We start from the raw sequence: 25786 nt of genomic DNA, 5'->3' as shown, positions 1-25786 counted from the left end.
AGCAGCCCGGTAGCTCGTCAGGCTCATAACCTGAAGGCCGCAGGTTCAAATCCTGCCCCCGCAACCAATAATCCCCCAATACAATACATAGCGCTCGCGCGAAAACCTCTTCTTCACTCGCCATCGTAGATCAGCCGCCCACAGAGCAGCTGACAACCCTCGTAAACAAAGAGGCCGCGGAGGCTGACAAAGGGACTGTTCCTCCAGAATAACGCAATGCTCCTGCAATCCAGCCTACCGAGATTGCCGCCATCTGAGACATCGAAGGCGGATGGTATGCGATTATCCTTTCTGTTGGCATGTGTCGTAGTTTCCGGCGGACACTGCCTGGGCGCGCAGGCGAACCCGGCCCGGCACGGACCAACCGTTCGTTCAGTGCAATACAGATACGACCCATGCACCGATGGTCGTCTGAGCGATGGGCGGCCACGGACGTGCGCCGAACTCAGACGCGCATTGCGCCATGATCGCTGGTATCCCCGAGCAAATGATGAATATGAGCGGCGGGGCGTTCCTCGTGTCAATCCTTGCACCGACGGGCGATTTAGCGACGGGCGGGCCAGAAGCTGCCGCGAACTGCTCGAATGGCTGGACACGCAATGAAGACGGTTCTGTCCTTCTCTTCCTGGCCTCTGGTCTTCTTTTCCGGTCTTCTGTGTGCCTATTTCGCCTTCGCAAGCGAGCGACCGATGTTCGCCTTTGCTCTTATCTATGCCGGTGAGGTTCTGCTGCTTTTCCTGTTGGAGCGGTACATCCCCTACGAGCGGCGTTGGCTGCTTTCCGACGGCGAGATAGCAAACGATATCGCCCACACGCTGCTGACCAAGGGCCTCGTTCAGCTGATGGCGTTGCTGGGCGCCGTGTTCCCGATGTACACCGCCATCATCCTGTTGCCATTTACGGGTGCGCAGCTCGACATCTGGCCGACCACTTTGCCGATGCTGCTGCAGGTGGTCATGGGCGTCCTTATCGCCGAGTTCGGCCTATACTGGTCGCATCGGTTTGCCCATGAGAGGCTTTTCTTCTGGCGATTCCATGCCCTGCATCACAGCGTCACACGCCTCTGGGTCGTCAATACCGGCCGCTTCCATATCGCCGATTCTTTGTTCAAGGTCGCACTCAGCCAGCTTCCGCTCTTCCTTCTCGGCGCGCCGCTCCAGGTGTTCCTGTGGCTCGGCGCCGTCACTGCGTTCATGGGCATCCTCACGCATTGCAATGTCGATATGAGAACCGGTCTCTTCGACTACATCTTCAGCACACCGCGCCTGCATCGATGGCACCACTCCAAGGAGCTTCGCGAAGGCAACACGAATTACTGCGAGAATATCGTATTTTACGACCTCTTGTTCGGCACCTATTTCAATCCCGACCGGCCGTCTTCGACCGATATCGGCATTCGGGGGCAGATAGCGAAGAGCTTTCTCGGTCAGCTGGCGCAGCCCTTTCGAAAGGATGGCGTCCGGCAGATTATCGGCCGCCCGACAAAAAACAGCTGATGCCGCAATGCGCAATGCTGCCGTAATCCCTGGGACGTACCCCTGCCTGCGATCATCTCCAGTTGCAAAGGACGTTCTTGATGTCTGCCGATAGAGCATTTCGAGGAAAAGCGCGGAACGGTTTTCCGTTCGGAATGCGTAGAAAACACGAGGGTGGAATAGTCTCGCTAGACGACGAGAAGCAGGGATATTTTGGAATGAAGCGGCTCCCGGTCGGGATTGCCGCGCTTACGGTGCTGCTTCTTCTTTCGGCCTGCGCCTCGCAAGTCATGAAAAGCTATATCGGTGCGCCGATTAGCAGCGTCATGCTCGACTATGGCCCGCCTGACAATGTCTACGACCTGCGCGCTGGCGAACGCGCCTACCAATGGCGCAAGCAGAAGACGCAGGTCATGCCGGGCCAATCCAGTGGCGAGATCAGGGAAACGCGTCACGGCAGGCGTTTTGAAACCACGGAGACGCCGGGCTACGTCGAGCATACCGAATGCTTTTACACCTTCTATACCCGAAGCTCCGGTTCGGATTGGTACGTGACCAGCTTCCGCCAACCTTCACTTGAGTGCGAATAGGCCGAACAACAAATCCTTTCAGCGGGAGCATTTTGGGAAATGAAGTGCGCGTCCATCATCACCGCCGTCACGGCGATCCTTTCCATCGCTCTGGTGGTTCCAGTACATGCCGAGGAAAAGTTGGGCCAGGGTGCCGGCCTCATTCGCGTCGTCGGCGAAGGCCAGGTGCTTCGCAGTCCGGACCTCGCGGTTGTCCGCCTGACGGTATTGCGTCAGGCGGGAGAGGCAAGCCAGGCGGTTTCGGCCTCCACGGACGGGACCCGGAAAGTCATCGCCGCACTTGTATCGGCCGGCATTGGTCGGGACGATATGCAGAGCGTGGATTTTCAGATCTCTCCACGCTTCGACTTCACGCCCAAGCCTGATGGTACCCTGCCATCATCCACCATCGTCGGCTACGATGCCAGGAACACGCTGCTGGTGCGTGTCCACAAGGTTTCGGAAGTCGGCGATGTCCTTGACGTCGCCCTGAAGAATGGTGTCAACGAGGGAGGCTCTGTGGATTTCATCGTCGATGATGTGGCGGGGGCGGTCGACGAGGCACGCAAGATTGCGGTTGCGGCGGCAGCGAAAAGCGCCGGGTCGATCGCGCAAGCTTCGAACCTCAAGCTCGGGCCGATCGTTGCGATCGAAGATCAGCCTGCAGCAACGGTATTCCCCTATGCTTCGACGGAGGCGAGGTTCCGTTCCGCCAGCCTCGATGGCGGCGTACCTGTCGTGTCGGGCAAGAATGTCGTCACCGCACGGGTTGCGGTATCCTATCTGGTTGCAAGGTGAATGGAGAATGTCATGAGGCCTCTGCGCCTGTTTGCAGTTAGTGCAGTTTTTGCCGCGCTTCCGGCTGTTTCATATGCCGAGACAATCTGCTCCGTCGTCGAGGATGTCGACAGCGGCAAGATCCTGTCGAGGCAGGGAGATTGTGAGCGCAAACTCTCCCCCGCATCGACGTTCAAGCTTGCATTGAGCCTCATGGGTTACGACGCCCATGTTCTGGTCGACGAATCAAAGCCGGTATGGCCCTACGTGAAGGGCTACTCCGATTGGTCGACGACGTGGGAAGACAGCGCAGGTCCGCGCCTATGGATGGAAAAATCCATTGTTTGGTATTCGCAACGCCTTACCGAGGCGCTCGGCCCCACCAAGTTTCAAAGTTACGTTCGCCAATTTGATTATGGCAATCGCGACGTGTCGGGCAATCCGGGCAAGCATGACGGCCTGACCCATGCCTGGCTCGGTTCGTCCTTGAAGATCTCTCCCGTCGAACAACTCGTCTTCCTGCGCAAACTGGTGCGGCGGGAGCTCGGGGTTAGCGATATAGCTTACGATATGACGGCAAAAATAGCCGACTATGGAGTACAGCAATCCGGCTGGCATGCTTTCGGCAAAACCGGCGCCATGCCCGCTTCGCGCATCGGCGTCCGGAATGATCGCTACAAGATGTATGGCTGGTTCGTCGGATGGGCGACCAAGGGCGACCGCAAGATCGTCTTCGCCCGCCTGATCGGGGAGGAACAAAAGATACCAGGTTCGGCCGGAAAACGGGCGCGCGATGCAATCCTGGCGGACCTCTTCTCAAAGCCTGACGGCATATAGGCGTCTCCGCGCCGCCGTCCAGATTTCAAGCATCCGGGCAGGAAATGCCCGGATGCTTTTTTGTAAGTGCTCGAGACGGCAGGGGCGGTTGCCCACGAACCCGAGGCGTTGGCCTCATCGATTGCCATCATTCTTGGCTTCGCCCCAGCGCCACCGCCATGGGGCATCGCTCTTCCACCAGCTTATCAACAGCACTAGCGCCGTCGGAATGAAGATTGCGACCGCATAGTGGATCGGATGGCTAACCGAGTAGGGTCCGGCGAAAACAGCCACCATGACGATGGCTACGAGATAGATCGCGAGCACTGCCCAGCCCTGCCAGCGGCAAGGCAGGCCAGCACCGAAGCCATAGGCCTTCACGCGGAACCAGGGGTCGTTTCTCGTCATATGGCTGCATCCTTCAACTGTTCGGTTTCCGGACGATCGCGTTTCTTCACCAGCATTGTCCTGCAGCTTTCGATCAACGACAAGGCGACCGGCACGAATACGAGCGTCAATGCCGTCGAGGAGATCAGGCCGCCGATGACCGCATGGGCCATCGATGCACGCTCCTGCCCGCCCTCGCCGAAGCCCAGCGCCAGCGGCATCATGCCGATGATCATGGCCGAGGTGGTCATGACGATCGGGCGGAAACGGACCGTTCCGGCTTCGATCAGGCTTTGCCGCATGCTGGCGCCCTCCAGGCGGCGCTTGTTGGCGTGATCGACGAGCAGGATTGCGTTCTTCGTCACCAGCCCCATCAGCATGATGAAGCCGATCACTGAGAAGATGTTGATCGTCGAGCCGGTCACAAGAAGACCGAGCAGTACGCCGCTGATCGAAAGAGGCAGGCTCGTCATGATCGCGATGGGCTGGATGAAGGAGCCGAATTGCGAGGCAAGGATGAGGTAAATGAAGACGATGGCAAGGACCAGGGCCTGCACCGCATAGCCGAAGCTCTCCATCATGTCGTCGGCCTCGCCACCGATGATGATGCGGTAGCCGGCCGGCAGGTCCGTCGAGGCGATGACCGTCTGGATATCGCTGACGACAGTTCCGAGCGGCTGTCCACTCAGATTTGCGGAGAGACGGACCTCACGGTCGCCATCGCGGCGGACGATGGTCTGTGGCGCCAAGGTTTCCGTGACATCCGCGACCTGCGACAACGGCACTGTCGTTGCCGGGCCTTTTGTACCTGACCGTTCGACGGGGATGGGAATTTGCTTGAGATCATCGATCGTCCGGCGACCCGCTTCCGGCAATCGAATGGCGACATAGCGGGATTCGGCGCCGCCATGTGCCCAGCTCGTCAGCTTTTCCCCGGCCACCAGAGGCCGAAGGTTGCGCTCGATGGTCGCCGTTGAAATCCCAAGGTCCGCCCCCTCGACCGTGCGAAGCCGGATCATCAGCATCGGACGCTTCTTATCCGCGGAGGATTCGAGGTCTATCAGTCCCTTGATCTTGTCGAGTTTGGCTTTCATCTCTTTCGACAGGTTCTCGAGGACGTCGAGATCACCGCCCTGGACGGATATCTGGATCGTTTTTGCTCCTCCGCCGGAGCCATCGCCCGGCTGCCCGACCTCTATGGTGACACCACCCACCGGGCTCAACGCGTCGCGCAGTTTCGGCGCGATGGTGACCGAGGTCATCGTTCTCTTGTCCGAGGGCACCAGCGAAGCGGCTATTCTTGCTTCGTTGGTATTGGCGCCATCGCCGCTATTGACTGTGGAGTAGAGATCCTGAATGTCCGGAAACGTCCGCAGGATGGCTTCAGTTTGCCTGATCTTCGCCGCGGTATATTCGACCGACGAACCTTCAGGCAGGGTAAGGCTGACCGTGACCATACCCTGATCCGATTTCGGCACGAATTCCGTGCCGATCCTCATGACGAGGCAGAGCCCTCCGACGAACAATACCGCGACGCAGATCGAGGTTATGCCGCGATGGCCGAGGCACCAGCCGACGATCCTGCCGTAGCGCTGCGCAACTTTTTCGAAGCCGTGGTCGAAGCGGTCGAGCATCGCCTGAAGGCGTCCCCTTTTTCCCGATGCGGAATTGTCGACCCAGACGCTTGATAGCATCGGGTCGAGCGTGAAGGACACGAAGAGCGAAATCAGGACCGCGACGGAAACGGTGATGCCAAACTGGAGGAAGAATCGGCCGATGATGCCGCCCATGAAGGCGACGGGAAGGAAAACCGCGACGATGGAGAGTGTGGTGGCGAGCACCGCAAGGCCAATCTCCGATGTGCCGTCCAGCGCAGCCTGCTTGCGATCCTTGCCCATGGCCGCATGGCGGCTGATATTCTCTCGCACGACAATGGCGTCATCGATCAGGATGCCGATGCAGATCGATAGAGCCAGCATGGTCATCAGATTGAGGCTGAAGCCCATGACGGCCATGGCGGCGAAGGTTCCGATGACCGCGACCGGCAGGGTGAGCGCCGTGATGATGGTCGAGCGCCACGAGTTGAGAAACAGCAGGACGATGACGATCGTCAGCGCGCCGCCTTCGACGATCGTTCGTTGCACATCGCCGATTTGGCCGACGATCGTGCGGGAGCTGTCTTGCGACACGACGATGCCGATATCCCGCAGAGCGTCATCTTTCCTCAGGCGCGTCAGTTCCCGTTCGATGCCCTGTGCGACCGCGACGGTGTTTGCGCCTTCCAGCTTGTTGATATCGAGGCCGAGCGCTGGTTTGCCGTTGAACCAGGCCCGGCTCTTCGGATCGGCGCCAGCTTCCATCACGTCGGCAACTTCCGAGAGGCGGATGGCGCGTCCGGCGCTGTCCTGCGTGACGACGATGTCGGCAAACTCCCTGACGCTGCCCGGTTGAACGCTGACCGTGATGCTGCGCTCGCGCGTCGAAGACGTGATGGAGCCGATGGCGCTGTCGCGTGTTGCCCGCTGTATGGCATCGATGACGGTCGGGATCGGAATGCCGAAGGACTGAAGCTTTGCCGGATCGGGTTGGATGCGCACCTGATCTTCGCTTCCGCCGACCAGCGTCACCTGACCGACGCCCGGTACGCGGCGCAATCGCGGCACAATCGTCGTGTCGGCGATTTTCGTCATGCGGCTGATCGACGTCTCCGACGAGAAGGCTGCCAGCGACATGATCGGCGCATCCTGCGGATTGAAACGCGTCACGATTGGCCGATCCGCGCCGTCGGGAAGCGCATCCTGAAGGCGCGATATGCGATCTCGCACCTCGTCCGCCGCGGCTCGCGACGGCGTCTCGAGCGTGAATTCCGCAATGACGAGCGAATTGCCGGTCGAGGAGCGTGACGTGACCTTCTTGACGCCGGCGATGGCGCCGATGCTCTCTTCGATAGGCCGGCTGACCTGCTGCTCGACAGCCAGAGCCGAGGCCCCATCAAAATTGGTGGAGACCACCACGGCCGGCAGGTCGATCGACGGCAGCAGGTCGACGGGCAGGCGCGACCAGGCTGTCACGCCGAGCACCACGATGGCAACCATGACCATCGTGGCGAAAACGGGCTGCTGAATGGAAATACGGGCTAGAAGCATTGATGGCCCTCAGCGTTCCGCGATTTTCACGGAAGTGCCGTTGGAGGCGTCCTTGAGCGGGACGGTTATGACGACATCGCCTTCACTCAATCCTGAGCGAATCTCGACCAGATCCTCACCGACCTTGGCTGAGCCGAGCGTGACGGCTTGCCGGCGCACCGCGCCGTCGACGATGGTTCGGATGAAGGTTTCACCGCCGTCCTTGACGATCGCGGCGACCGGGACGGCCAGTATATTCATACGTTTCTCGATCTGCAGCGAGCCGTGGCCGAACATGCCGCCACGAAGGCCGGGCATGGTGTGATCGAGCCGAAGATAGACCTGCAGCGATCGCGAGTTGTCGAGAGTTGCCGGGCTTATCCTGTCGAGTCGAGCCGCCAGCGATTTGTCTGGCAGTCCCTCGATCTCGATGGACGCCGTTTGCCCGATAGAGAGCCCGGCACTCTCCTGCGGCGGAATGAGGGCTACCAGATCCAGCTGCGCGATATCGACGATCTCGAACAGCTCCGTATTGATCGACACGGCCTGGCCGGGATTGATCTTGCGGGCGTTGACGATTCCGTCGAACGGCGCGGTGACGACAGCGTCGTCCAGCGCGCGCCGTGCCTCGGCCTCTTCGGCCTGAAGAGCGCGTAGCTCGGCTTTCAAGACAGCGAGATTGGTCTCGACCTCCGTCAGCTTCGCCTGGGCGACACCGCCGGTGGCGGCGAGACTGCGAGTGCGTTCCAGGTCCTTCTGCGCGCGCAGAATCGTCGCCGCCTTGGCTTCCGTGGTTGCGACCAGCTTGTTCAGCGAAAGTGTCAGCGTTTCCGTGTCGAAGCGTGCGATGGTGTCGCCTGCGTGAACGGCCGTCCCCACATCGGCATCGACTGTGGCCAGCGTGCCGGACAATCTTGCCGTCAGCGTCACACGCCGCGCAGGCTGGATGAAACCGTTGATGCGAATGTCCTGCGGATAGCTTTGTCGGTGAACTTTCGCCACCTCCATCGGGGCGAGCTCGATCGTCTTGACTGCAGGCGTCAGCTCGACCTGCGCCGAACCGCGAACGTCACGGCTGGCTGGCGCGATCACGGCACTCGTGACTCCCAGGGCAATGAACGTCAGCATAATCGTTATTTTTGCGACACGGCTCGTCATGACACCCAACATTGTGCTGTCGTCTCGAAAGCGAGAGCGGCGAGCCGACCGACTCGGGGTTGGATCGGTCGACTTTCGCCGCTCTCCGTCAGGCGCTGCCCCGCGTGAAGGGTGCGCCGACCTCTGCGGAACGTGTCCGCTCAGAAGCGATAGTTCAGGCCGGCCTTGATGACATGGTCATGCAGATCGGTCTTCGACTTACCGCCGGCTGAATAGGTCGTCACATCGTTGGTCGTGACGTAGTTGTATTCGAGCTTGGCGGAGAGACCGCCGGCGAAACCCTGCTCGACGCCGGCGCCGAGCAGATAACCCTGCTTCCAGCCGCTGGGGCCGGAAATGCCCTTGCCGCCTTCATACTTGGTCATCGTCAGACCCGCGGTCCCGTAAACGAAGGTGCGGTCGAATGTCAGACCGGCCTTGGCCTTGGCAGCGCCGCGGAAGCGCTCTTCCAGGCGGCCGTTCGGCACGCGCACCTCTGCATTTCCGAGATAGGAGCCTTCCAGTTCGGCGCCGATGATGCCCGGGCCGACCTGGAAATTGTAACCGGCCTGAACGCCGGCTGCGAAGCCCTTGCCACCGGAGAAAGGGTTCAGCTTCGGCGAGGCGATGCCCCCATGCGCGCCGAAGTAAGCACCGCTCCATTGGAAGGCGGCCGGGCGTTCGTAGCTGTTGTCCGGCGCCGGGTAATTCGTGTAGTCGGCGGCGGATGCATTGGTCGCGGCCGTAATGGTCAGAGCCGCGAACAGAATCGATTTTGCGCTGAGCGACATTGGTAAACTCCATACGAAACCCATGTGCCATCCCTTGGCGCTCGAGGGGTCTCAGTTTGCGTTGGAGAACCGGAAACCGGTTCCTGCTGCTCTCCGGCACCGCCCGTCTTGGGAACGGATCGGTCCAAGGAGATGCATGTCATTTTGCTCATGAGAATTGCGGCTACATTGCAAGATTTGAAAATATTGAAAAATTATTTAGTATTTTTATGGAGTTGAGCGGAAATATTTAACTTATTTTTAAGGAAGGGCTTGCCGATCGACCTCAACCGGGAAAGGTCAGACGAAAGCATGCACCACCCTGCGGGTTGTCCGTCGCGACAACCTGACCGCCATGCCGCCGCATGATTTCCTGCACCAGATTGAGCCCGAGGCCGGCCCCGTGCTCGTGTGCCTTCAGGCGATGGAAGGGTTCGAAGATCCGTTCGCGTTCCGTCACGGGTATGCCGGGGCCCTCATCCGTAATCTCGATGATGGCGGGCCTGCTGATCCTGATCGTGATGTTTCCCTTGCCGTTGCCATGCTCGATTGCGTTCTGAACGATGTTGACGACGACGCGTTGCAGCGCACCGGCATCTCCCTGGATGCCCAGCTGTTGAAGCGTCGTTTCCAGCGATAGTTCGTAACCCTGGGCGATAGCCAGGGGCGCCATGTCGGCGGCAACGTTGCGGCATATGTCCACCAGATCGACGGAGGTAAATCTGTCGCCCGTGACGTCCAGACGCTGCAGGTCGAGCAACTGCTCGGCGAGCGCCGCGATGCGGCCCGCGTCAGATAGAAGCCGGTTGCGGATCGACCCTTCCGCTATTGCCTCGACGCGCGTCTGGAGGATGGCGACGGGCGTGCGCAGCTCATGTGCCGCATCGAGGATGAACCGTTGATGGCGCTCATGCCCCTCATCGAGCCGTTGCAGGGCACCGTTGATGGCGTTGACGAGCGGCACGACCTCATTGGGAATTCCCGTCTCCGGAAGCCTGTAGCCACGACGATCGATGTCGATGGCTTCCGCTTCCTTCGCGATGGTGGAAAGCCGCGAAAATGCCCGGCTGACGATCCACGGAATGGCGATCACCGTGATGATGACCAGGAGGACAAGGATCGGCACCATCAGCAGGTTGGAGAGAAGGAGGATGGCGTAGGTCATGCTCAGCATATCGCCTTTGCCGAGCACGATGAAATCGCCGGCAGGCCCGGAAGCGCGGCGAATGACGGCAAGATAGGTGAAGGGCGCCTGAGTATCCCTGATGTCGGCAAAGGTGATGCTGTCCAGATGCTGCGCCATGACGGAGTAGACCGGCGGCACATTACCCGTCTGTACGATCTCGCCTTTCTCGCTGCGGGCAACAAACCAGAAGTTCGTGGAACGCTGCCTGATCTTGGCAAGCTCCTCCGTCTCGTTGAGAACGAGATGGCCGTCAGCCTTGCGTTCGATAGCGCTTGCGGCGGCATCGGCGAATGCGGGGTCGGAAAGAACGATACCCTCGCCAACCTGCAGCAGGTAGGCGACGAAGGCGACGCTGAACAGGAAGAGAATGCCGACCTGAAAAAGCAAAAGCTGCGCGATCAACCGGCGCTTCAGCGATTTCGATGTAAGAAGCTTCATGCAATCGGCCTCAAGAGGTAACCGACCCCGCGAATACCATGGATCTCGACATCGGCATGCGCCTCGGCCAATTTCTTGCGAAGTCTCGAGACGTGCGAATCGAGCGCGTTCGACTGAATCTCGTCATCGAAGGCATATACCGCTTCTTCAAGAGCGGCCCTCAGAACCGTCCTGCCCTGACGACGGATCAGCGTTTCCAGCACGAGAAGCTCACGCCTTGGCAAATCGAGCACCTTGCCGGCAATTCGGGCCTCCCTGTTGTCGAGACTGAATTCCAGCCGGCCGAGCCTGGCGACCATCGGCGCGACGTTTGCCGGCCGTCGCATCAGAGCGCGGATGCGCGCCAGCAGCTCCTCAAGCGCGAAGGGTTTGGAGAGATAGTCGTCAGCGCCGAGATCCAGTCCGTTGACACGGTCTGCAAGAGAACCGCGGGCAGTCAGCACGATGACGGGCACCGTCGCACCGATCGACCGCAGATGCTGGATGAGTTCCAGCCCGTCGCCATCGGGCAGCTGCCTGTCGAGCACGATCATGTCATGCACATGTTCGGCGACTGCGCTTCTGGCAAAATCCAGGGTGAGCGCGTGATCGACGATGATGTCGTATTGATGCAAGGCGGTCGCAAGCGCATCAGCCATTTGCGGCTCATCTTCCACGAGCAAGAGGCGCATTCTTTCCCTCATCGAAACTGAATAGTGTCGTCAAGACATAGCGATCAACATTACGATATCATTGCGGCAATCCGATTTTCCCGCATTGTCGGCTGCGTGCCGGATGTTTTCCGGCTAATCGTTCTCGATGGCCTCGAGCCAGGAAGCGCTGATTGCTGCTGCCATTGATAGCAGGAACACCAGAAGGGTGCAGGTCGTGCGAAACGAGGTGAGGCCGATTGCCGTACCGGTCAATATGTATTCGAGCGGCAGAAACAGCAGAACGACGGAATAGGAAAGTCCCATCACATAGGGCCGGCGACCGCGCGGCGACTTGACCTGCAGGATCGAGACGAATGCCGGCGAGAGCCAGCCGTTTGAAAGCCCTGCGACGAGACCCGCCAGCATCATCGTCAAAGGCGATATCTCGACCCACATCAGACCGGTTGCGAATGCCAGTCCCAGGAAAGCTCGCGAAACGATGGATGCCGCAGCGGGCGGGCGCTGGCGGGAGGCCAGATGCAGGTTCATCATGATCGTGCCCGCGGCGGACGCTGCAATGAATATGCCGAGCCAGGCCACGGAAGCGCCTTGCAGCCGCAAGGCGGCAGGTACGAGGAAGATCTGCAGGGTCATGAAGAAGCCCAGTGCCGCACTCGCGCAGAGGGCAAGCGGCAGCGAGATCGCGAGGCCGCGAAACTGCCGCCCGGCAACGATGATGTCCTGCAGGCGCGGAGCCGACCGCAACCGGAAATTCGGCAGGCTGAGGGACAGAAGCGTCATGGCGGCAAAGTTGCAGATCGCAATCCACCAGGCAGCATCCTTGGCGCCGATGACGGCGATGATGAAGGCGCTCGCAGCCGAAGCGGTGAGAAGCACCAGGCCGTCGATCATGTCGTCGATGGAATTGGCATCGGCCGCCGACAGGCCCGAAAGCCGCGCTATTTCCGGCACCTTGGCTTCTGTGGCGACCGTTGCCGGGCCGTCGAGGATCGTGCTCAGAAGGCAGAGAAGGATGAGCACGCCGGGGCTTAGAAAATCGGCGGTATAGAGTGCCGCGACCAGCAACGACGTCAGCGCTCCGATCTTGGCGGAGATGAGTGCGGTGTAGCGTATGCCGAGCCATTCGGCCACGTAGCCGCCGGAGGCCATCCCCACCAGAAGCACGATGCCGTTTATGAACACCATCAGCGCCATGCACACGACGCTGCCGGTCAGGTCGTACATGATCCAGGGATAGAGGACGGTCGCGAAAGCGTGGCTGAAATTGAGCGCCACGTTGCTGAGTTGCAGCCCGACGAAGGGCCATCGCGCGTTGCGTTGAAGTCGTTGAAGCACGGTTCTGTTCCGATGATCGTTTCGATCGTCAGGGTCGGTGCGCTGCCTTGCGGTAACATTACGGGTGCGGAAATTTCTTTGGAAAGCCTGGTTGTGGCCAATCTTGGCTGGGTAAAAGCCCGACTAGCCTGGCCTCTCGGGCGAGATCGGCCGATGGGGCGAAGCGAGATGGATGGTCAATCGCGCGCCGCCAGACCGGCTTGCCCCGGCCTTGACGCTGCCGCCATGCAGTTCGGCGATCTGCCTGACGAGATGGAGCCCAAGGCCGGTTCCGCGCGAACGCGGTTTCAACCGGTAGAAGGGTTCGAAGATGCGGTCGCGTTCGGCAGGCGGGATGCCGGGACCGTCGTCGCACACCTCCATGATACCAGGGGCAATGTGGACATTGATCGTTCCGCGTCCGCCGCCGTGATCGATGGCATTCTGGATGAGGCTTGCCAGTGCCCGGCCCAGCGACGCTTCGTCGCCCTGAACCGGGTGGTCGACGCCGTGGTGGATCAGCTCGAGTTCGTAGCCTGCCGGAAAGGCGAGCGGTGCCATGTCGCTCACCACACGCTTGCCGAGGTCCAGCAGCGATACGGGTTTGAAATCGGCGATATCCCGCCCGAGCCGCTCGATATCCAGCAGTTGTTCGGTCAGCGTCGTCAGTCGCGCCACGTCGGCAACCAGCTGCTGGCGCTCCGGGGTGGGCGGCAGCGCGGCGATCCGGATGCCGAGAATGGCGATTGGCGTCCTCAGCTCGTGTGCCGCGTCCGCAAGGAACCGCTGATGCCGTTCGTAGCCGTCATCGAGCCGACTAAGGGCTTCGTTGACCGCGCGGATGAGCGATGCGATCTCGGGCGGAGTTCCTGCGGTTTCCAAGCGCACGCCTCGCTGGCCGATATCGATGAGGGCGGCCTGTTCTTCGGCTTTCACAATGCCGGCCACTGCGCTGCGCACGACGAGCGGCGTCGCCAGCAGGATGCCGAGGACGATGACGATCATGATCGGCAACCCGATCTTGATGAACACGAGCACGAGCCCAAGCGCAACGATCAGCGGCGGAGCCTTGCCCTCCGTTCCCGTCAGGATTTGTATCTCGCCCGCCGGGGAATAAACCGTCCGCATGCGCGCCTCCGGCCGGTTCATGGCGGCGCCGTCGGCCGTGGACCCGAAGCGGGCTTGGCCGATGCCGGGCAGCACAGTGCTGATGCGCTTGAAGATTGGGGGTACGGGCCCTTCCGAGATTTCCGCCCCCTTGGTGTCGGTGATGATGAGCCATAGGGCTGGCTCGGCTGCTCTCAAGGCGGTCAGCTCCGGCGTGTCGCGAAGCTGCAGCGCGCCGGCCGCATCACGTTGAACGGCATGGCGAACTGCCTCTATCGTTCCATCCATCGAACGGAAGGCGAAGAGATCGCCTCTGAAAAACATGATGCCGAGAACGAGAAAGAGAATCAGACTCTGGAGGATGAGCAGTCCCCGGATCAGTTGCCACCTGAGGGAGCGGCCGGTAGTCCCCTTCATATCTGCTCCATCAGCATGTAGCCGACGCCGCGCACGCCGTTGATGGTGACGCCGGCATCGGCGTCGGCAAGCTTGCGCCGGAGCCGCGATATATGGCTGTCGAGCGTGTTGGACTGTACCTCGTCGCTCATGCCAAAGACCGCTTCCATCAGGATCTCGCGCGGCACCATCCGGCCCGCGCGCCGCATCAGCGCTTCGAGCACAAGAAGCTCGCGTCTCGGCAGATCGAAGCGCATGTTTTCCACTCTGGCCTCGCGATGATCGAGATCGAGGGAGAGGCGGCCAAGCTTGACGGCCATGGGCCTCAGATGGTCGGGCCGGCGCATCACGGCGCGCAGCCGTGCCAGAAGCTCCTCGAAGGCAAAGGGTTTGGCCAGGTAATCGTCGGCGCCGCTGTCAAGGCCGCTGATGCGCTCTGCAAGCCGGCCGCGAGCCGTCAGCACGATCACCGGAATGCTCGCCCTGCACTGCCTTATCCGCGGGATCAGCGACAGCCCGTCGCCGTCCGGAAGGCCGCGGTCGAGAATGATCGCATCGTAGGAGCCAAGCGGGATCATCTCCATGGCTGCGGCCAGCGTATCGGCATGATCGGCGATCATATCGTGCCGTCGCAGCGCCGATTGCAAGGCCAGCGCCATTTCCGGCTCGTCCTCCACCACAAGGAGCCGCATCGATCATGTCCCTTCGCGATACTTTTTGAACGTGCTTCCTGCCTGCGACACATTGCGGCAACATGACGTTTCGAAGCAATGCAGGCATCAGGCGATCCGCTCAAACCCTTGTGGAAACAATCAATCGACAAGGGATGAAACGATATCATGAAAGACAGCCTGTTTTTCCTGCGCCAATGGGCGATGGCTCCTCTTCGCACGGCAGCCGTCGCGCCGTCCGGCCGTGCGCTCGCAAGGCTGATGACGAGCGAGATTACGCCGGCAACCGGCCGCGTGATCGAGCTCGGTCCCGGTACGGGCGTGTTCACCAACGCCCTGCGCAATCGCGGCGTGGCCGAGCACAACATAACCCTCGTCGAGCTCAATCCGCATTTTGCGATATTGCTGAAGCAACGCTTTCCGGCCGCTCGCGTCTTGCAGATGAACGCCGCCGACGTGTCCGAATCCGTCGATATGCAGGAAGACAGCGCCGGAGCTGTCTTAAGCGGCCTCGGCGTCCTGTCCATGCCGACGGGTGTGGTCGTGAAGATCATGCAAGGCGCATTCCGCTGCCTCGGGCCAACCGGTGCATTCTATCAATTTACCTATGGTCCCCGCTGCCCGGTATCGGACGGCGTGCTGAATTTCCTGGGCCTGCGGTCGGAGAGAATTGGCGGAACCTTCTTCAACCTGCCGCCGGCCTCGGTCTACCGGATAACGCGCGTGCCGAGTTGGCCCAACGAGGCGCTCTATCACCGGGCGGCAAATAACGCTTCGCAGCGCGAACTTGGCGCCTCCAGCCGCTGACGGGGCGATAGGCGGAGTTTGATCGGCTCACGCGCAACGCAGGCCTGTGGCGCGATCGAACAGATGCCAAGAGCCGGCGTCGAAACCGAGCTTCAGCATCTCTCCTTCGGCAATGGCGGTCCGCGGCGGCAAGCAGGCCATCAGCCGCTGCGAGCCGGCTTGCGCCGTCACGATCAATTCGGGACCGGTCAATTCCGCCACCTCGCAGATGGCCTCAAGCTGGCCGCTTTCGTCGAGATACAGCGTTTCCGGCCTTATCCCGATCACCAGCTGCTGCTCCTGTTTGATCTGTGCCTTCGTCGGCGGCATGGGCAGCGTAATCGAGGTTCCATCGATGCGCAGGGATCCCTGATGCGCGGTTGCGTTCAGCAGGTTCATCGGCGGCGCGCCGACGAACGTCGCGACATAGAGCGTTGCCGGGTGATTGTAGATCTCGTCGGGCGTGCCGAGCTGTTCGATCCGGCCGTCACGCATCACGGCGATGCGGGTTGCGAGTGTCATTGCCTCGATCTGGTCATGCGTGACGTAGACAACGGTGGTCTTCAGCATCTGGTGGAGACGTTTCAGCTCGGTGCGCATTTCCATGCGCAGCTTCGCATCGAGGTTCGACAGCGGTTCATCGAACAGGAAGACGTCCGGCTTGCGCACGAGCGCTCGGCCGATCGCCACGCGCTGGCGCTGACCGCCGGAAAGCTGGCTCGGCTTGCGCTCGAGAAGCGGTTCGATCTGCAATAATCTTGCCGCCTCGCGCACCGCCTTGTCCCGCTCGACCTTAGGCACTTTACGCATCTCGAGGCCGAAGCCGATGTTGCGATGGACGGAGAGGTTCGGATAGAGCGCATAGGACTGGAACACCATGGCGATGTCGCGGTCCTTGGGATGCACACCGAGCACGGAGCGACCGCCAATGCGGATATCACCGCTCGTCGCTTCGGCAAGCCCGGCGATGATGTTCAGAAGCGTGGACTTGCCGCAGCCCGATGAACCGAGCAGCACCAGGAATTCACCGCTTTCGAGCGAAATATCGATGCCCTTCAGCGTCTCCAACGCGCCATAGCTCTTGCGGATGTTCTGAATTTCAAGCGCGCTCATCGAATGTCTCTCCCGGATGCGGCTGTCGGGCCGTAGCTACGCGGCAGCGCGATCGCGTCGATGCCGGCGGGGCGTGTTTTCTCTGCCGTCATGTTCATCCCTTGACGCCGCCATTGGTCAGGCCCGAGATCAGGGCGCGTTGCATGACAAGGCCGATCAGCACCGGGGGCAGGGCGGCCAGCACGCCGGCAGTCGCGATCAGTCCGTAGTCCGAGACACGGCCGCCCGCGAGATCCGCTATGGCGACGGTAAGGGTCTTGGCGCGCTGATCGGAGGTGAAGAGCAGCGCATAAAAGAATTCATCCCAGGCAAGCAGGAAGGCGAAGAGCGCCGAGGTCGCCATCACGGGCATGGCCAGTGGCAGCGTGATGATCTTCAGTGTCTGGAACAGCCCGGCGCCATCGATCATCGCGGCTGCCTCAATCTCCTTCGGAATGGAATCGAAGCCTGATTTCATCAGCCAGGTCGTGAACGGCGCGAGAATGGTCAGATAGACGAGCGCCAGGCCGAAGACATTGTTGAGCATGCCGAGATGCGCAAGGTCCATATAGAGCGGGACGGCAAGCGCGACCGGCGGCAGCATGTAGGTGGCGATCACGAGAGAAAGCGACCATCCGACGGACGGCGTGCGTGAGACGGCCCAGCCGGCGGGAATGGCGAGCGCTATTGCAGCGATGGTCGCCATGCCTGCCACCTCGATGCTGTTGCGCAGCGAAGAGGTGAAGGCCGCGCCCTCGCTGTTTTCCAGTGTCGACAGCAGCACCTTGTAGCGCGAGAAGTCCGCTGTCTGCGGCCACCAGCGTAGCGGCTTGGCGGCAAGATCGGCAGCGGGCGAAATGCTCATGATGAACAGCCAGGCGATCGGCGCGAGAATCACGACGGCGAGCAGAACGGCGCAGACATAGAGGAAGCAGGTGAAGAGCGGGCTCTGGCGTTCCATCAGGCGGCACTCCCTGCGGTTTTACGGACGAGCGTGGCATAGGCAGCAGCAAGCACCGTCACCAAAAGCGTGACGATGAGGGCGAGCGACGCACCAGATCCCGCCCGCTGGAAAGAGAAGGCTTCCTGGTAAACGAGGATCGACAGTGTGCGCGTGCTGTTTGCCGGACCGCCGCGCGTCATGACCCAGATGATATCGAAGACCTTGAAGGCCTCGATGGTGCGCAGCACGAGCGCCACCATCAAGGGGCCCACCAGATAAGGAAGGATCACGAAACGAAAACGCTTGAACGGTCCCGCACCATCGACCAGCGAGGCTGCAGTGATATCGCGCGGTACGGCCTGCAGAGCGGCAAGCGCGATGAGCGCCACCAGCGGAAAATTCTTCCAGCAATCGGCAACGATGAGGGCCGTAAGCGCTGTCCCCGGTTCGCCGAGCCAGGAGCGATAGGCGTCGAGCAGGCCGAGCTGGGTAAGCAGGGCGTTCAGCGCGCCATATTCGGGATTGTAGATCAGCCGCCACAGCGTCGCATTGACCACAGTCGGCAGTGCCCACGGCAGGATCATCAGGGCGCGCAGCACGCCGCGGCCCTTGAAGTTCTGGTTCAGCAGCAAAGCGGCCAGCACGCCAAGCACCATCTCGGCGGCAACCGAAATGATGGCGAACCAGGCCGTGGTGATCAGCGTGCGCTGGAAATTGGAGTTCGCCAGCATCTTTACGTAGTTGTCTATGCCGACGAAATTGCCGCCGGTTCCCACAAGCTTCGCATCGGTGAAAGAAAGACCGACCGTATCGACGAGAGGCCAGCCGATGACGGCGATCATCACCACAAGCAGCGGCAGCATCAAAAGCCAGGCGCGAGTTGTCATCGAGGTGCCGGACATGGCAGGCCCCTTCTTTCATTCTTCATGGAGGATAAGAGGTGGGCGACGCGATGCGCCGCCCGATAAGACTATCAGAGACCGCTGTTGTCGGCAGCCGACTTCAGCGCGTCTTCCGGGGAAGACTGGCCGAGCAGCGATTCCTGGATCGCCTGCTGAAGCGCTGTCGACAGTTCCTGATATTTCGGCGTCGTCGGACGCGGATACATCGCGGCGAGGCCGACCTTTGCCGCTGCGATCAGTTCTTCCTGGCCCTTGGTGACGGCCGGGTCGCCATAGGACGACGCCCAAATCGGCAGGCTGAGCTTGGCATACTGGTTCTGCGTCGCCTGCGAGGTCATGTAGCTGATGTACTTCCAGGCTTCGTCCGGATGCTTGCTGGCCGAGGTGATGCCAAGGCCCATCGAGCCGTTAACGGCCGAAGCCTCGCTCTTGCCGGCGACGCCCGGTGCCGGCACGACGCCGACCTTGCCGGCAACCTTGCTGTCCTTCGGGTCGTTGGCCATGTTGTACATGTAGGTCCAGTTCAGCGCGAAGGCGGCGTCGCCATTTTCGAAGACCTTGCGGACGTCCTCTTCGAGGAATTCCTTGGAATTCGGATTGGTGAGGCCGGACTTGTAGCTGGTGACCATGTATTTCAGAGCATCAAGGCCGCCGCCGGTCTGGAAGTCCGGCTTGCCACCCTTGATGAAGTCGCCCTTGTAAGCGCTGACGAGCGTGGCGTAATCGCAGATCGCGGCTTCGGCCTGTGACCAACTCCAGGCGATCGGTGTTGCCAGCAGGCCTTTGTCCTTGATGATCTTGGCCTGTTCGCTAAGCTCGTCCCAGGTCTTTGGCGGCGTCTTGATGCCGGCCTTTTCCAGGATTTCCTTGTTGTAGAACAGGTACTTGGTGTCGAGGATCCACGGCATGCCGTAATATTTGCCGTCATACTGGACGGTCGTCCAGGCACCAGGAAGCACGCTCTTCTTCGTGTCGTCGGAGATGCGCGAGGACACGTCGACCAGAACCTTGTTGGTCGCGTATTCCGCGGGCCAGATCACGTCGAAGAGTACGACGTCGTAGCCGCCGCCGGAGCCCTGCGCCAGCACGGTCTTGTCATGCAGACCCTCATAGGGAACGAATTCGAGATTGACCTTGATGTCCGGATTGGCCTTGGAGAAGGCATCCGTCATGGCACGCACATCGGCTTCGCTGTAGGCGGCCTGCGCCATGAAGAGGGCATTGATCGTCGTTTCTGCAAAGGCATGCGAGGCGAAGGATGCGCCGATCAGCGCTGCGCCGAGCAATGTCTTGTTCAATGATTTCAACATTCCATCCTCCAGTTTTTGACACTCACGTGATTTTTCCACTGGCGGCCGAACGTCGCCAAGGGGCTGTCGGGTAGGCAATTGGCCGGGCCGGTTGCCGAATATGAATCGGCACGTTCTGGAGCCTGTGGCTCCCTCTGTTCCCCGATGAAACTCTGCGGTTTCTTTTAAGTCAATTGTCTTGACTAATTTGTTCTTCAATATTCTATTGGTGTCAAGAGGCAAATAGAGATGAATGATAAGCAGCCGATCAGGGCCACGAGCGGAACGAACCACGAAGGCACGAGCGCCCACAACCGGCGGGTCATCATCGATGCCCTGCGGCTCAACGGCGCGCTCTCCCGCGCCGATCTTGCGCGCGCCACCCGGCTGACGAAGCAGACGGTTTCCAACATCGTGGAAGAGCTGGAAGGCGATGGGCTTGTGACATCGCGGGAAACGGTGCGCGGCGGTCGTGGGCAGCCGTCGACGCCCTACGGCCTCGTGCCGGAAGGCGCCTTTGCCATCGGCCTGCAGATCGACCGTCATATCACCCGAGCCATTGCCGTCGATCTCGTCGGCAATGTTCTCATCCGCAAGGAAGCGAACCTCCCCACCGGCGGGCCGACGACGGGCACGCCTGTCGTTCTGCAGCTAGTCCAGGATGTCCGCACGGAGCTGAAGCAGCGCGTGGCGCAGGCGGAGAAGCGCCTCGTCGGTCTCGGCGCGGCAATGCCGGGACCTTTCGGCCTTGAGCGGGATGATGCCGACAATCCGTGGATGATGGGTCCCTGGCAACGCTTTCCGCTGCTGGAAACGCTCTCCGCCGGCACTGGCCTCAACGTCACCCTGCAAAACGACTCCGCCGCCTGTGCGACCGCCGAACGCATGGTCGGCGCAGCGCACGGACTTGACCACGCCGTCTGTCTGTATGTCGGCTATGGGATCGGCGCGGGGCTCATTCTCGGCGGCGAACTCTATAGCGGCGCACGCGGCAACGCCGGCGAAATCGGTATGGCGCTGTTGTCGGCCGGCGGCCGGCGGACCGTGGAACACAACGCATCGCTGGCATCGCTCTACGAGCATCTCGGTGTCGATCCGATGGCACCTGACATCTATTCGCTGATAGAAAAGCGTGCCGCCGCCGACGATCCGGACATTCTGGCCTGGGTCGAAAAGGCCGCTGTCGATCTGCGCTGGAGCGTGCACCTCATCGAAACCGTCTTTGATCCACAGACGGTGATCCTTTGCGGTGGCGCACCAGCGGCTCTTGCCGTCAGGCTGATGGCCGCCATGCAGCCGCTTTTGCCTTCCAATGCCGATCGCCCCGATCGGTTGCTGCCGCGCCTGCAGCTCGGCATGACCGATCCCTGGGCCGTGGCGCGCGGAGCGGCGGCGGAGCCGATCGGCCACGCCTTCGATCCGCGTTTCTCGGCGATCCTGAAATCCTGATTGTCTGGTCGGTCTTCAGGGATGACGCGGGCTGGCGCCAAGGCGCGCAAGCACCTTGTTCGGGATCTCGTAGCGCTGAATGACGTCGCGGCTATTGCGCAGGCCGCAGATCTCGCGGTGAACGAACATTGCCCAGACGGCTTCGGCGGCGCTATCGACCAGCCGTTCGTGCTCTACGCCTTGCCGGCCCTTGGCCTCGCCGTCTCGTAGTGCCGCAAGCGCTGTCTCCACCCTCACGCCGTGATGGCCGAGCGCGCTGGCACGCTCCGACATCATCTCATATTCAAGAATCCCGAGACCTGTGTCGTTGATCCGGGATGGATTGAAGCTGCTTGGCGGGCGAACTGTCATCTCTGGCTCCGCATGCGGATGATATGTCCTGTCCCGGTTCTACACAATTTCGGACCGTTTCCCAAGAGCGGCCATGTCGTCGCCGTTCATTGCGGCAGCGGGGCTTGGCTTCGAAATCGCGGGATTTCTCGGCCGATGTCTCTTTTCGGGTGGCTGGAACGGGGTATTTCGGGTCCTATGGGGTCATGAGCGCTTCATGAAGGCAATTCTGCCCAAGACAGCGAGCGCAATCCAAGGAAAGGATATCGGCATGACCAAAGCTCCCGGATATGACGGAAAGCATTATATCTATCGGATCATGAACTCGCCCGTTGGCGCGCTCAAGCTCGTCGGCAGCGATGATGGCCTTGCTGCGATCCTCTGGGACAACGACCGGCCGCAGCGCGTGCCGCTGTCGATCGTCGCCGAAGACGGGAATCACCCAATTCTGCTCGAGGCCGAACGGCAATTGCTGGAATATTTCGCCGGCAAACGACAGGCTTTCGATTTGCCGCTCGATTTCGCCGGAACGGAGTTTCAGCGCAAGGTCTGGCACGCATTGCTGGCCATTCCCTTCGGGGAGACCCGCACCTACAGGCAGATCGCGGCTGAGATCGGCGCGCTGAAGGCGGTAAGGGCGGTCGGTGCCGCCAATGGCCGCAATCCCATTTCGATCGTTGCCCCCTGCCACCGGGTTATCGGATCGACCGGCGAACTCAGAGGATTTGCCGGCGGTCTCGAACGCAAGGCATATCTGCTGCGGCTCGAGGGTGCGGAGACGAAGACCTTCGATTTCGCCGCCTGATCTCTCCCGGTAATCTCAGTCAGTAAAACAGCCCATCCGTATGCCGGATGGGCTGTTTTCGTTTCATACTTTTGAGCTCAGCGAAAGCTGCTCAGTTTCAGCCTTCGAGCCACTTTACCTGTTCCGGCGTCAGCTTGATGTCGAGCGCCGACAGGCTGTCTTCCAGCTCGGCAACCGTGCGCGGGCCGATCAACGGGATCACGGGGAAGGACTGGGCGACGACATAGGCAAGCGCGATATGGATCGGGCTGCGGCCGAGCTTCTGCGCAAGCTCGATCGCCCTGTCGCGGCGACCGAAATTGCGGTCGGAATACCAGACGCGGACCAATTCCTCGTCGTCGCGCTTGTCGCGGCCGGCGCGGTCGGTGAAGAAGCCGCGGCCCTGGCTCGACCAGGCGAAGTTCGGGATCTGCTTGGCGTTGAGCCATGCCTTCCATTCGTCGTCGGAGGCCGCAACGCAGCCGGCCCAGATCGGGTCGAGCATTTCCGCCAGCGAGAAGTTGTTGGAAAGCGCCGCTGGCGCCGTCTTGCCGTTCTTCTCGGCATAGGCGATTGCCTCGTCGAAGCGGGCGCGCGTCCAGTTCGAGCCGCCGAAGATGCCGCGAATGCGGCCTGCCTTCACCTCGGCATCCATGGCATCCACGAACTCGCCGACCGGAACGTCGGTATTGTCGCGGTGCATGAAATAGATGTCGACATAGTCGGTTTTCAGACGGTTGAGGGACTGGTCGAGCTGCTTGGCGATGATGTCCGGGTAGCAGAGCGGCGAATGCGCCCCCTTGCCGATCAGCACGATCTCTTCGCGCGGAACGTTGCGGCTGGTGTGCCAGTCGCCGAAGATGCTCTCCGTCTTGCCGCCGCCATAGACGTAGGCAGTGTCGAAGGCGTTGCCGCCGGCTTCATAGAAGGCATCGAGCGTCAGCGAGGCGGCGGCGAAGTTCGGGAAGAACTCGAAGCCGAGCGTAACGAGCGAGGCCGGCTTGGAGATGCCTGGTATGCTGCGCTTCGGGATGCTGTTGCCCTTGGTGACGGTCGCTCCGGCGATGTTCTTCGTCCGGTGTGTCGCCTTTTCGACCACATATTCGAGGCCGATCGAAGCGCGCCACTGGTCGAGAACCCTGAGATTGCCGATCGAATCGGCCCAGCCGATGCCGGGATAGGCGAATTCCTTGTTTCCGGCGCGAATGGCATCGCCTGCCGCGTCGACTTCGAAGGAGTAGAGCCAGCGCTCTTCCTTGACTTCGATCGTCTGGGTCTCGCCGCCCTTGATGACATTGATCTTGCCGACGCCGCCCTTGTGGCCGGAGGCGAACCAGAAGTCGGCAACCTCGATACGGCCTTCCGAGCCGATGATGCGCAGCGTGTTGTCCTGATTTGCCATGATCGAGCAGGACACTTCGGCGATGATGTCGTTCGGGAACTTCAACACTGCCGACGCCCATTCGTCGACGCCGGTCTGGCCGAGGTGGCCGACGCCCGACACCTTGTCTGGATCAAGGAAAGGCTTGCCGCTGGCCGCACCGGCGATCAGGCGGGCCATCGAGACCGGATAGCCGCCGACATCGAGGATGCCGCCGCCGGCCATGTCACTGGCAAACAGCCGGTGTTCCGGGCTTACCTTGCCCATGTTGAAGCCGAAGGAGGAACGGATGATGCGCAGATCGCCGACGGCGCCGCTTTTCACCAGCTCGATCAGCTTCGCCGTCTGCGGATGGACGCGATACATGAAGGCCTCGCCGGCAAAAACGCCGGCCTTCTTCGCTTCGTAGTAAATGGCCTCGGCGTCGAAGGCGGAAAGCGCGATCGGTTTTTCGACGAGTACGTGCTTGCCGGCACGGATCGCCTTGATTGCCCACTCGGCGTGGCCGGTGTGCGGAGTCGCGATATAGATCGCATCAACTTCTTTGTCGGCGAGCAATGCTTCATAGCCGTCGACGATGCGAGCGCCGGGGAAGCCATCGCCGAGGCCAGGTTTGCCGGGGTTGCGGCTGGCAATGGCCACCAGCTTGCCGCTGCGGGAATGGGCGACGCCATCGGCAAAAGTCTGGGCGATCCGGCCAGGGCCGATAATGCCCCAGCGGATGGATGTGTCGGTCGTCATGAAATGGTCCTTTCCTAAATTTGCATGCTGTCTTGGGAGGGGATAGAGCGTGATGCCGAAAAGTGCAGGCGGTTTTCGGACGATATCACGCTCTACGTCTTTGATTCTGGAGCGGATTCAGATTTCAGGTCGAGCAGTCCCAAAATCATCCGGCTCCATGAGGCAGCGCCTACCGCAATCGGTTGCCGGCGCTGTCGAACAGGAATGCCTTGGCCGCCGGTAGCCCTACGGTGAGCTTGTCGCGATTGCCCGTGGTCCGGGACTCCTCGCGCTCGATCACGATCTGCTCGTCGGCTGCGATATTGGCGTAGATGTAGCTGGTATTGCCGAGATGCTCCGCAACATCGACATCGACGGTCATGTCCGCATCGCCGCGGCCGGCGTCGAGGAAATGCTCCGGTCGTATGCCGATCGTGACCTGCTGGCCCACCTCAAGCCTTGCTGAAGCAAGAGGGAGCGTCAGGCGAACGTTGCGCTGGTTCTTCAGCACGGTCGAGACGCTGCCGGGGTTGATGTCGACCACTTCGGCCTGCAGGAAATTCATCTTCGGAGAGCCAACGAATCCGGCTACGAACTGGTTGGCCGGATCGTCATAGAGATCGAGCGGTGCGCCGACCTGCTCGATATTGCCGCTGCGCAGCACGACGATCTTGTCGGCCAGCGTCATCGCCTCCGTCTGGTCGTGCGTGACATAGATCATCGTCGTGCCGAGCTTCTTGTGAAGGCGAGAGATCTCGACGCGCATCTGTACGCGGAGCTCGGCGTCGAGGTTGGACAGAGGTTCGTCGAACAGGAAGATCTGCGGCTCGCGCACGATGGCGCGGCCGATGGCGACGCGTTGACGCTGGCCGCCGGAGAGCTGTTTCGGCCGGCGCTGCATCAGCTCCGATATCTGCAGGATCTCGGCCGCCTGCTTGACGCGGCGATCGGTGTCGGCCTTCGGGTTGCCGTTCATGCGCAAGCCGAAGTTGAGGTTCTGCTCGACCGTCAGATGCGGGTAAAGCGCATAGGACTGGAAGACCATGGCTATGCCGCGATCGGCCGGCTCGACATCGTTGACGAGGCGGCCGCCGATCTTGAGTTCGCCGCCGGAAATATCCTCCAGACCGGCGATCATGCGCAGCAGCGTGGACTTGCCGCATCCCGACGGGCCGACGAAGACGACGAACTCGCCGTCCTTCACCTCCAGATTGGCGCCGTGAATGATTTCCAGCGCACCGTAGCGTTTGACGACATTGCTAAGAGACAGTTCAGCCATTCGGATCCCC

Annotated in this window: 23 protein-coding genes; 7 read left to right on the top strand and 16 right to left on the bottom strand. The window is 61.1% G+C overall.

Translation table 11 applies throughout. From position 1 onward, the window contains the following. Positions 1-599: 599 nt before the first annotated feature. From ACIQJ2_RS36385 to blaOXA, 4 genes are all read left to right on the top strand, one after another. Complete coding sequence (locus tag ACIQJ2_RS36385) at positions 600-1496, top strand: sterol desaturase family protein (protein ID WP_400677426.1); 897 nt, start codon at positions 600-602, stop codon at positions 1494-1496. 197 nt (positions 1497-1693) lie between these two features. Further along, positions 1694-2065, top strand: a complete 372-nt coding sequence (locus tag ACIQJ2_RS36380) for a hypothetical protein (protein WP_199148999.1) — start codon at positions 1694-1696, stop codon at positions 2063-2065. Positions 2066-2104: 39 nt separating this feature from the next. Then, positions 2105-2842: an SIMPL domain-containing protein gene (locus ACIQJ2_RS36375; RefSeq protein ID WP_400677424.1), complete on the top strand. Its 738-nt coding sequence runs from the start codon at positions 2105-2107 to the stop codon at positions 2840-2842. Positions 2843-2854: 12 nt separating this feature from the next. Continuing rightward, entirely contained in the window at positions 2855-3658 is an 804-nt protein-coding gene (blaOXA, locus tag ACIQJ2_RS36370) for a class D beta-lactamase (RefSeq protein ID WP_400677422.1), read from the top strand. Positions 3659-3772: 114 nt separating this feature from the next. On the opposite strand, the gene ACIQJ2_RS36365 is transcribed toward blaOXA, so the two are convergent. The 9 genes from ACIQJ2_RS36365 to ACIQJ2_RS36325 all read right to left on the bottom strand — a co-directional run bounded on the left by ACIQJ2_RS36365 (position 3773) and on the right by ACIQJ2_RS36325 (position 14842). Further along, complete coding sequence (locus tag ACIQJ2_RS36365) at positions 3773-4045, bottom strand: hypothetical protein (RefSeq protein WP_199148996.1); 273 nt, start codon at positions 4043-4045, stop codon at positions 3773-3775. Further along, positions 4042-7170, bottom strand: a complete 3129-nt coding sequence (locus tag ACIQJ2_RS36360) for an efflux RND transporter permease subunit (protein WP_400677420.1) — start codon at positions 7168-7170, stop codon at positions 4042-4044. The genes ACIQJ2_RS36365 and ACIQJ2_RS36360 overlap by 4 nt, the downstream gene beginning before the upstream one ends. Positions 7171-7179: 9 nt before the next feature. Continuing rightward, a complete protein-coding gene (locus ACIQJ2_RS36355) occupies positions 7180-8277 on the bottom strand; it encodes an efflux RND transporter periplasmic adaptor subunit (protein ID WP_400677418.1) in 1098 nt (365 codons plus the stop codon). Between the two features lie 170 nt (positions 8278-8447). Then, positions 8448-9077, bottom strand: coding sequence for an outer membrane protein (locus ACIQJ2_RS36350; protein ID WP_199148993.1), 630 nt, complete (start codon positions 9075-9077; stop codon positions 8448-8450). Between the two features lie 265 nt (positions 9078-9342). Beyond that, entirely contained in the window at positions 9343-10680 is a 1338-nt protein-coding gene (locus ACIQJ2_RS36345) for a sensor histidine kinase (RefSeq protein WP_400677415.1), read from the bottom strand. After that, complete coding sequence (locus ACIQJ2_RS36340; RefSeq protein WP_199148991.1) at positions 10677-11351, bottom strand: response regulator transcription factor; 675 nt, start codon at positions 11349-11351, stop codon at positions 10677-10679. The genes ACIQJ2_RS36345 and ACIQJ2_RS36340 overlap by 4 nt, the downstream gene beginning before the upstream one ends. 114 nt (positions 11352-11465) lie before the next feature. After that, positions 11466-12668, bottom strand: coding sequence for a hypothetical protein (locus tag ACIQJ2_RS36335; protein WP_400677412.1), 1203 nt, complete (start codon positions 12666-12668; stop codon positions 11466-11468). A 123-nt stretch (positions 12669-12791) separates the two neighbouring features. Further along, the gene (locus ACIQJ2_RS36330) at positions 12792-14171 is read right to left on the bottom strand and encodes a sensor histidine kinase (RefSeq protein WP_400677409.1); all 1380 of its coding nucleotides are present in this window, start codon (positions 14169-14171) and stop codon (positions 12792-12794) included. Then, positions 14168-14842 (bottom strand): response regulator transcription factor, encoded by a 675-nt coding sequence (locus ACIQJ2_RS36325; protein ID WP_199148988.1) that lies wholly within the window; start codon positions 14840-14842, stop codon positions 14168-14170. The genes ACIQJ2_RS36330 and ACIQJ2_RS36325 overlap by 4 nt, the downstream gene beginning before the upstream one ends. Positions 14843-14989: 147 nt before the next feature. On the opposite strand from ACIQJ2_RS36325, the gene ACIQJ2_RS36320 reads away from it, so the two are divergent. Beyond that, complete coding sequence (locus tag ACIQJ2_RS36320; RefSeq protein ID WP_400677405.1) at positions 14990-15628, top strand: class I SAM-dependent methyltransferase; 639 nt, start codon at positions 14990-14992, stop codon at positions 15626-15628. 27 nt (positions 15629-15655) lie between these two features. On the opposite strand, the gene ACIQJ2_RS36315 is transcribed toward ACIQJ2_RS36320, so the two are convergent. From ACIQJ2_RS36315 to ACIQJ2_RS36300, 4 genes are all read right to left on the bottom strand, one after another. Beyond that, complete coding sequence (locus ACIQJ2_RS36315) at positions 15656-16720, bottom strand: ABC transporter ATP-binding protein (RefSeq protein ID WP_400677402.1); 1065 nt, start codon at positions 16718-16720, stop codon at positions 15656-15658. 94 nt (positions 16721-16814) lie between these two features. Continuing rightward, positions 16815-17660, bottom strand: coding sequence for a carbohydrate ABC transporter permease (locus ACIQJ2_RS36310; RefSeq protein ID WP_400677400.1), 846 nt, complete (start codon positions 17658-17660; stop codon positions 16815-16817). Then, positions 17660-18544, bottom strand: a complete 885-nt coding sequence (locus ACIQJ2_RS36305) for a carbohydrate ABC transporter permease (protein WP_400677398.1) — start codon at positions 18542-18544, stop codon at positions 17660-17662. Before ACIQJ2_RS36305 ends, ACIQJ2_RS36310 begins: the two co-directional genes overlap by 1 nt. Positions 18545-18615: 71 nt before the next feature. After that, positions 18616-19854 (bottom strand): extracellular solute-binding protein, encoded by a 1239-nt coding sequence (locus tag ACIQJ2_RS36300; RefSeq protein ID WP_199148984.1) that lies wholly within the window; start codon positions 19852-19854, stop codon positions 18616-18618. A gap of 228 nt (positions 19855-20082) precedes the next feature. On the opposite strand from ACIQJ2_RS36300, the gene ACIQJ2_RS36295 reads away from it, so the two are divergent. Further along, on the top strand, positions 20083-21282 hold the full coding sequence (locus ACIQJ2_RS36295) for an ROK family transcriptional regulator (RefSeq protein WP_199148983.1): 1200 nt from the start codon (positions 20083-20085) through the stop codon (positions 21280-21282). Positions 21283-21297: 15 nt separating this feature from the next. Here the strand turns inward: ACIQJ2_RS36295 and ACIQJ2_RS36290 are convergent, their stop codons facing one another. Beyond that, positions 21298-21633, bottom strand: a complete 336-nt coding sequence (locus tag ACIQJ2_RS36290) for a DUF6665 family protein (RefSeq protein WP_199148982.1) — start codon at positions 21631-21633, stop codon at positions 21298-21300. Between the two features lie 250 nt (positions 21634-21883). On the opposite strand from ACIQJ2_RS36290, the gene ACIQJ2_RS36285 reads away from it, so the two are divergent. After that, positions 21884-22417 (top strand): methylated-DNA--[protein]-cysteine S-methyltransferase, encoded by a 534-nt coding sequence (locus ACIQJ2_RS36285; RefSeq protein ID WP_400677394.1) that lies wholly within the window; start codon positions 21884-21886, stop codon positions 22415-22417. Positions 22418-22514: 97 nt separating this feature from the next. Here the strand turns inward: ACIQJ2_RS36285 and ACIQJ2_RS36280 are convergent, their stop codons facing one another. Then, the gene (locus tag ACIQJ2_RS36280) at positions 22515-24518 is read right to left on the bottom strand and encodes an aldo/keto reductase (protein ID WP_400677391.1); all 2004 of its coding nucleotides are present in this window, start codon (positions 24516-24518) and stop codon (positions 22515-22517) included. A gap of 169 nt (positions 24519-24687) precedes the next feature. Continuing rightward, a complete protein-coding gene (locus ACIQJ2_RS36275) occupies positions 24688-25776 on the bottom strand; it encodes an ABC transporter ATP-binding protein (RefSeq protein ID WP_400677389.1) in 1089 nt (362 codons plus the stop codon). Between the last annotated feature and the right edge of the window lie 10 nt (positions 25777-25786).

Origin of the sequence: Rhizobium sp. NPDC092011 (genome assembly GCF_044756305.1) — a bacterium.
GTDB lineage: Bacteria > Pseudomonadota > Alphaproteobacteria > Rhizobiales > Rhizobiaceae > Rhizobium.
The sequence above is the reverse complement of the archived record's forward strand: the minus strand, read 5'-3'. Positions and strand labels throughout refer to the sequence as shown.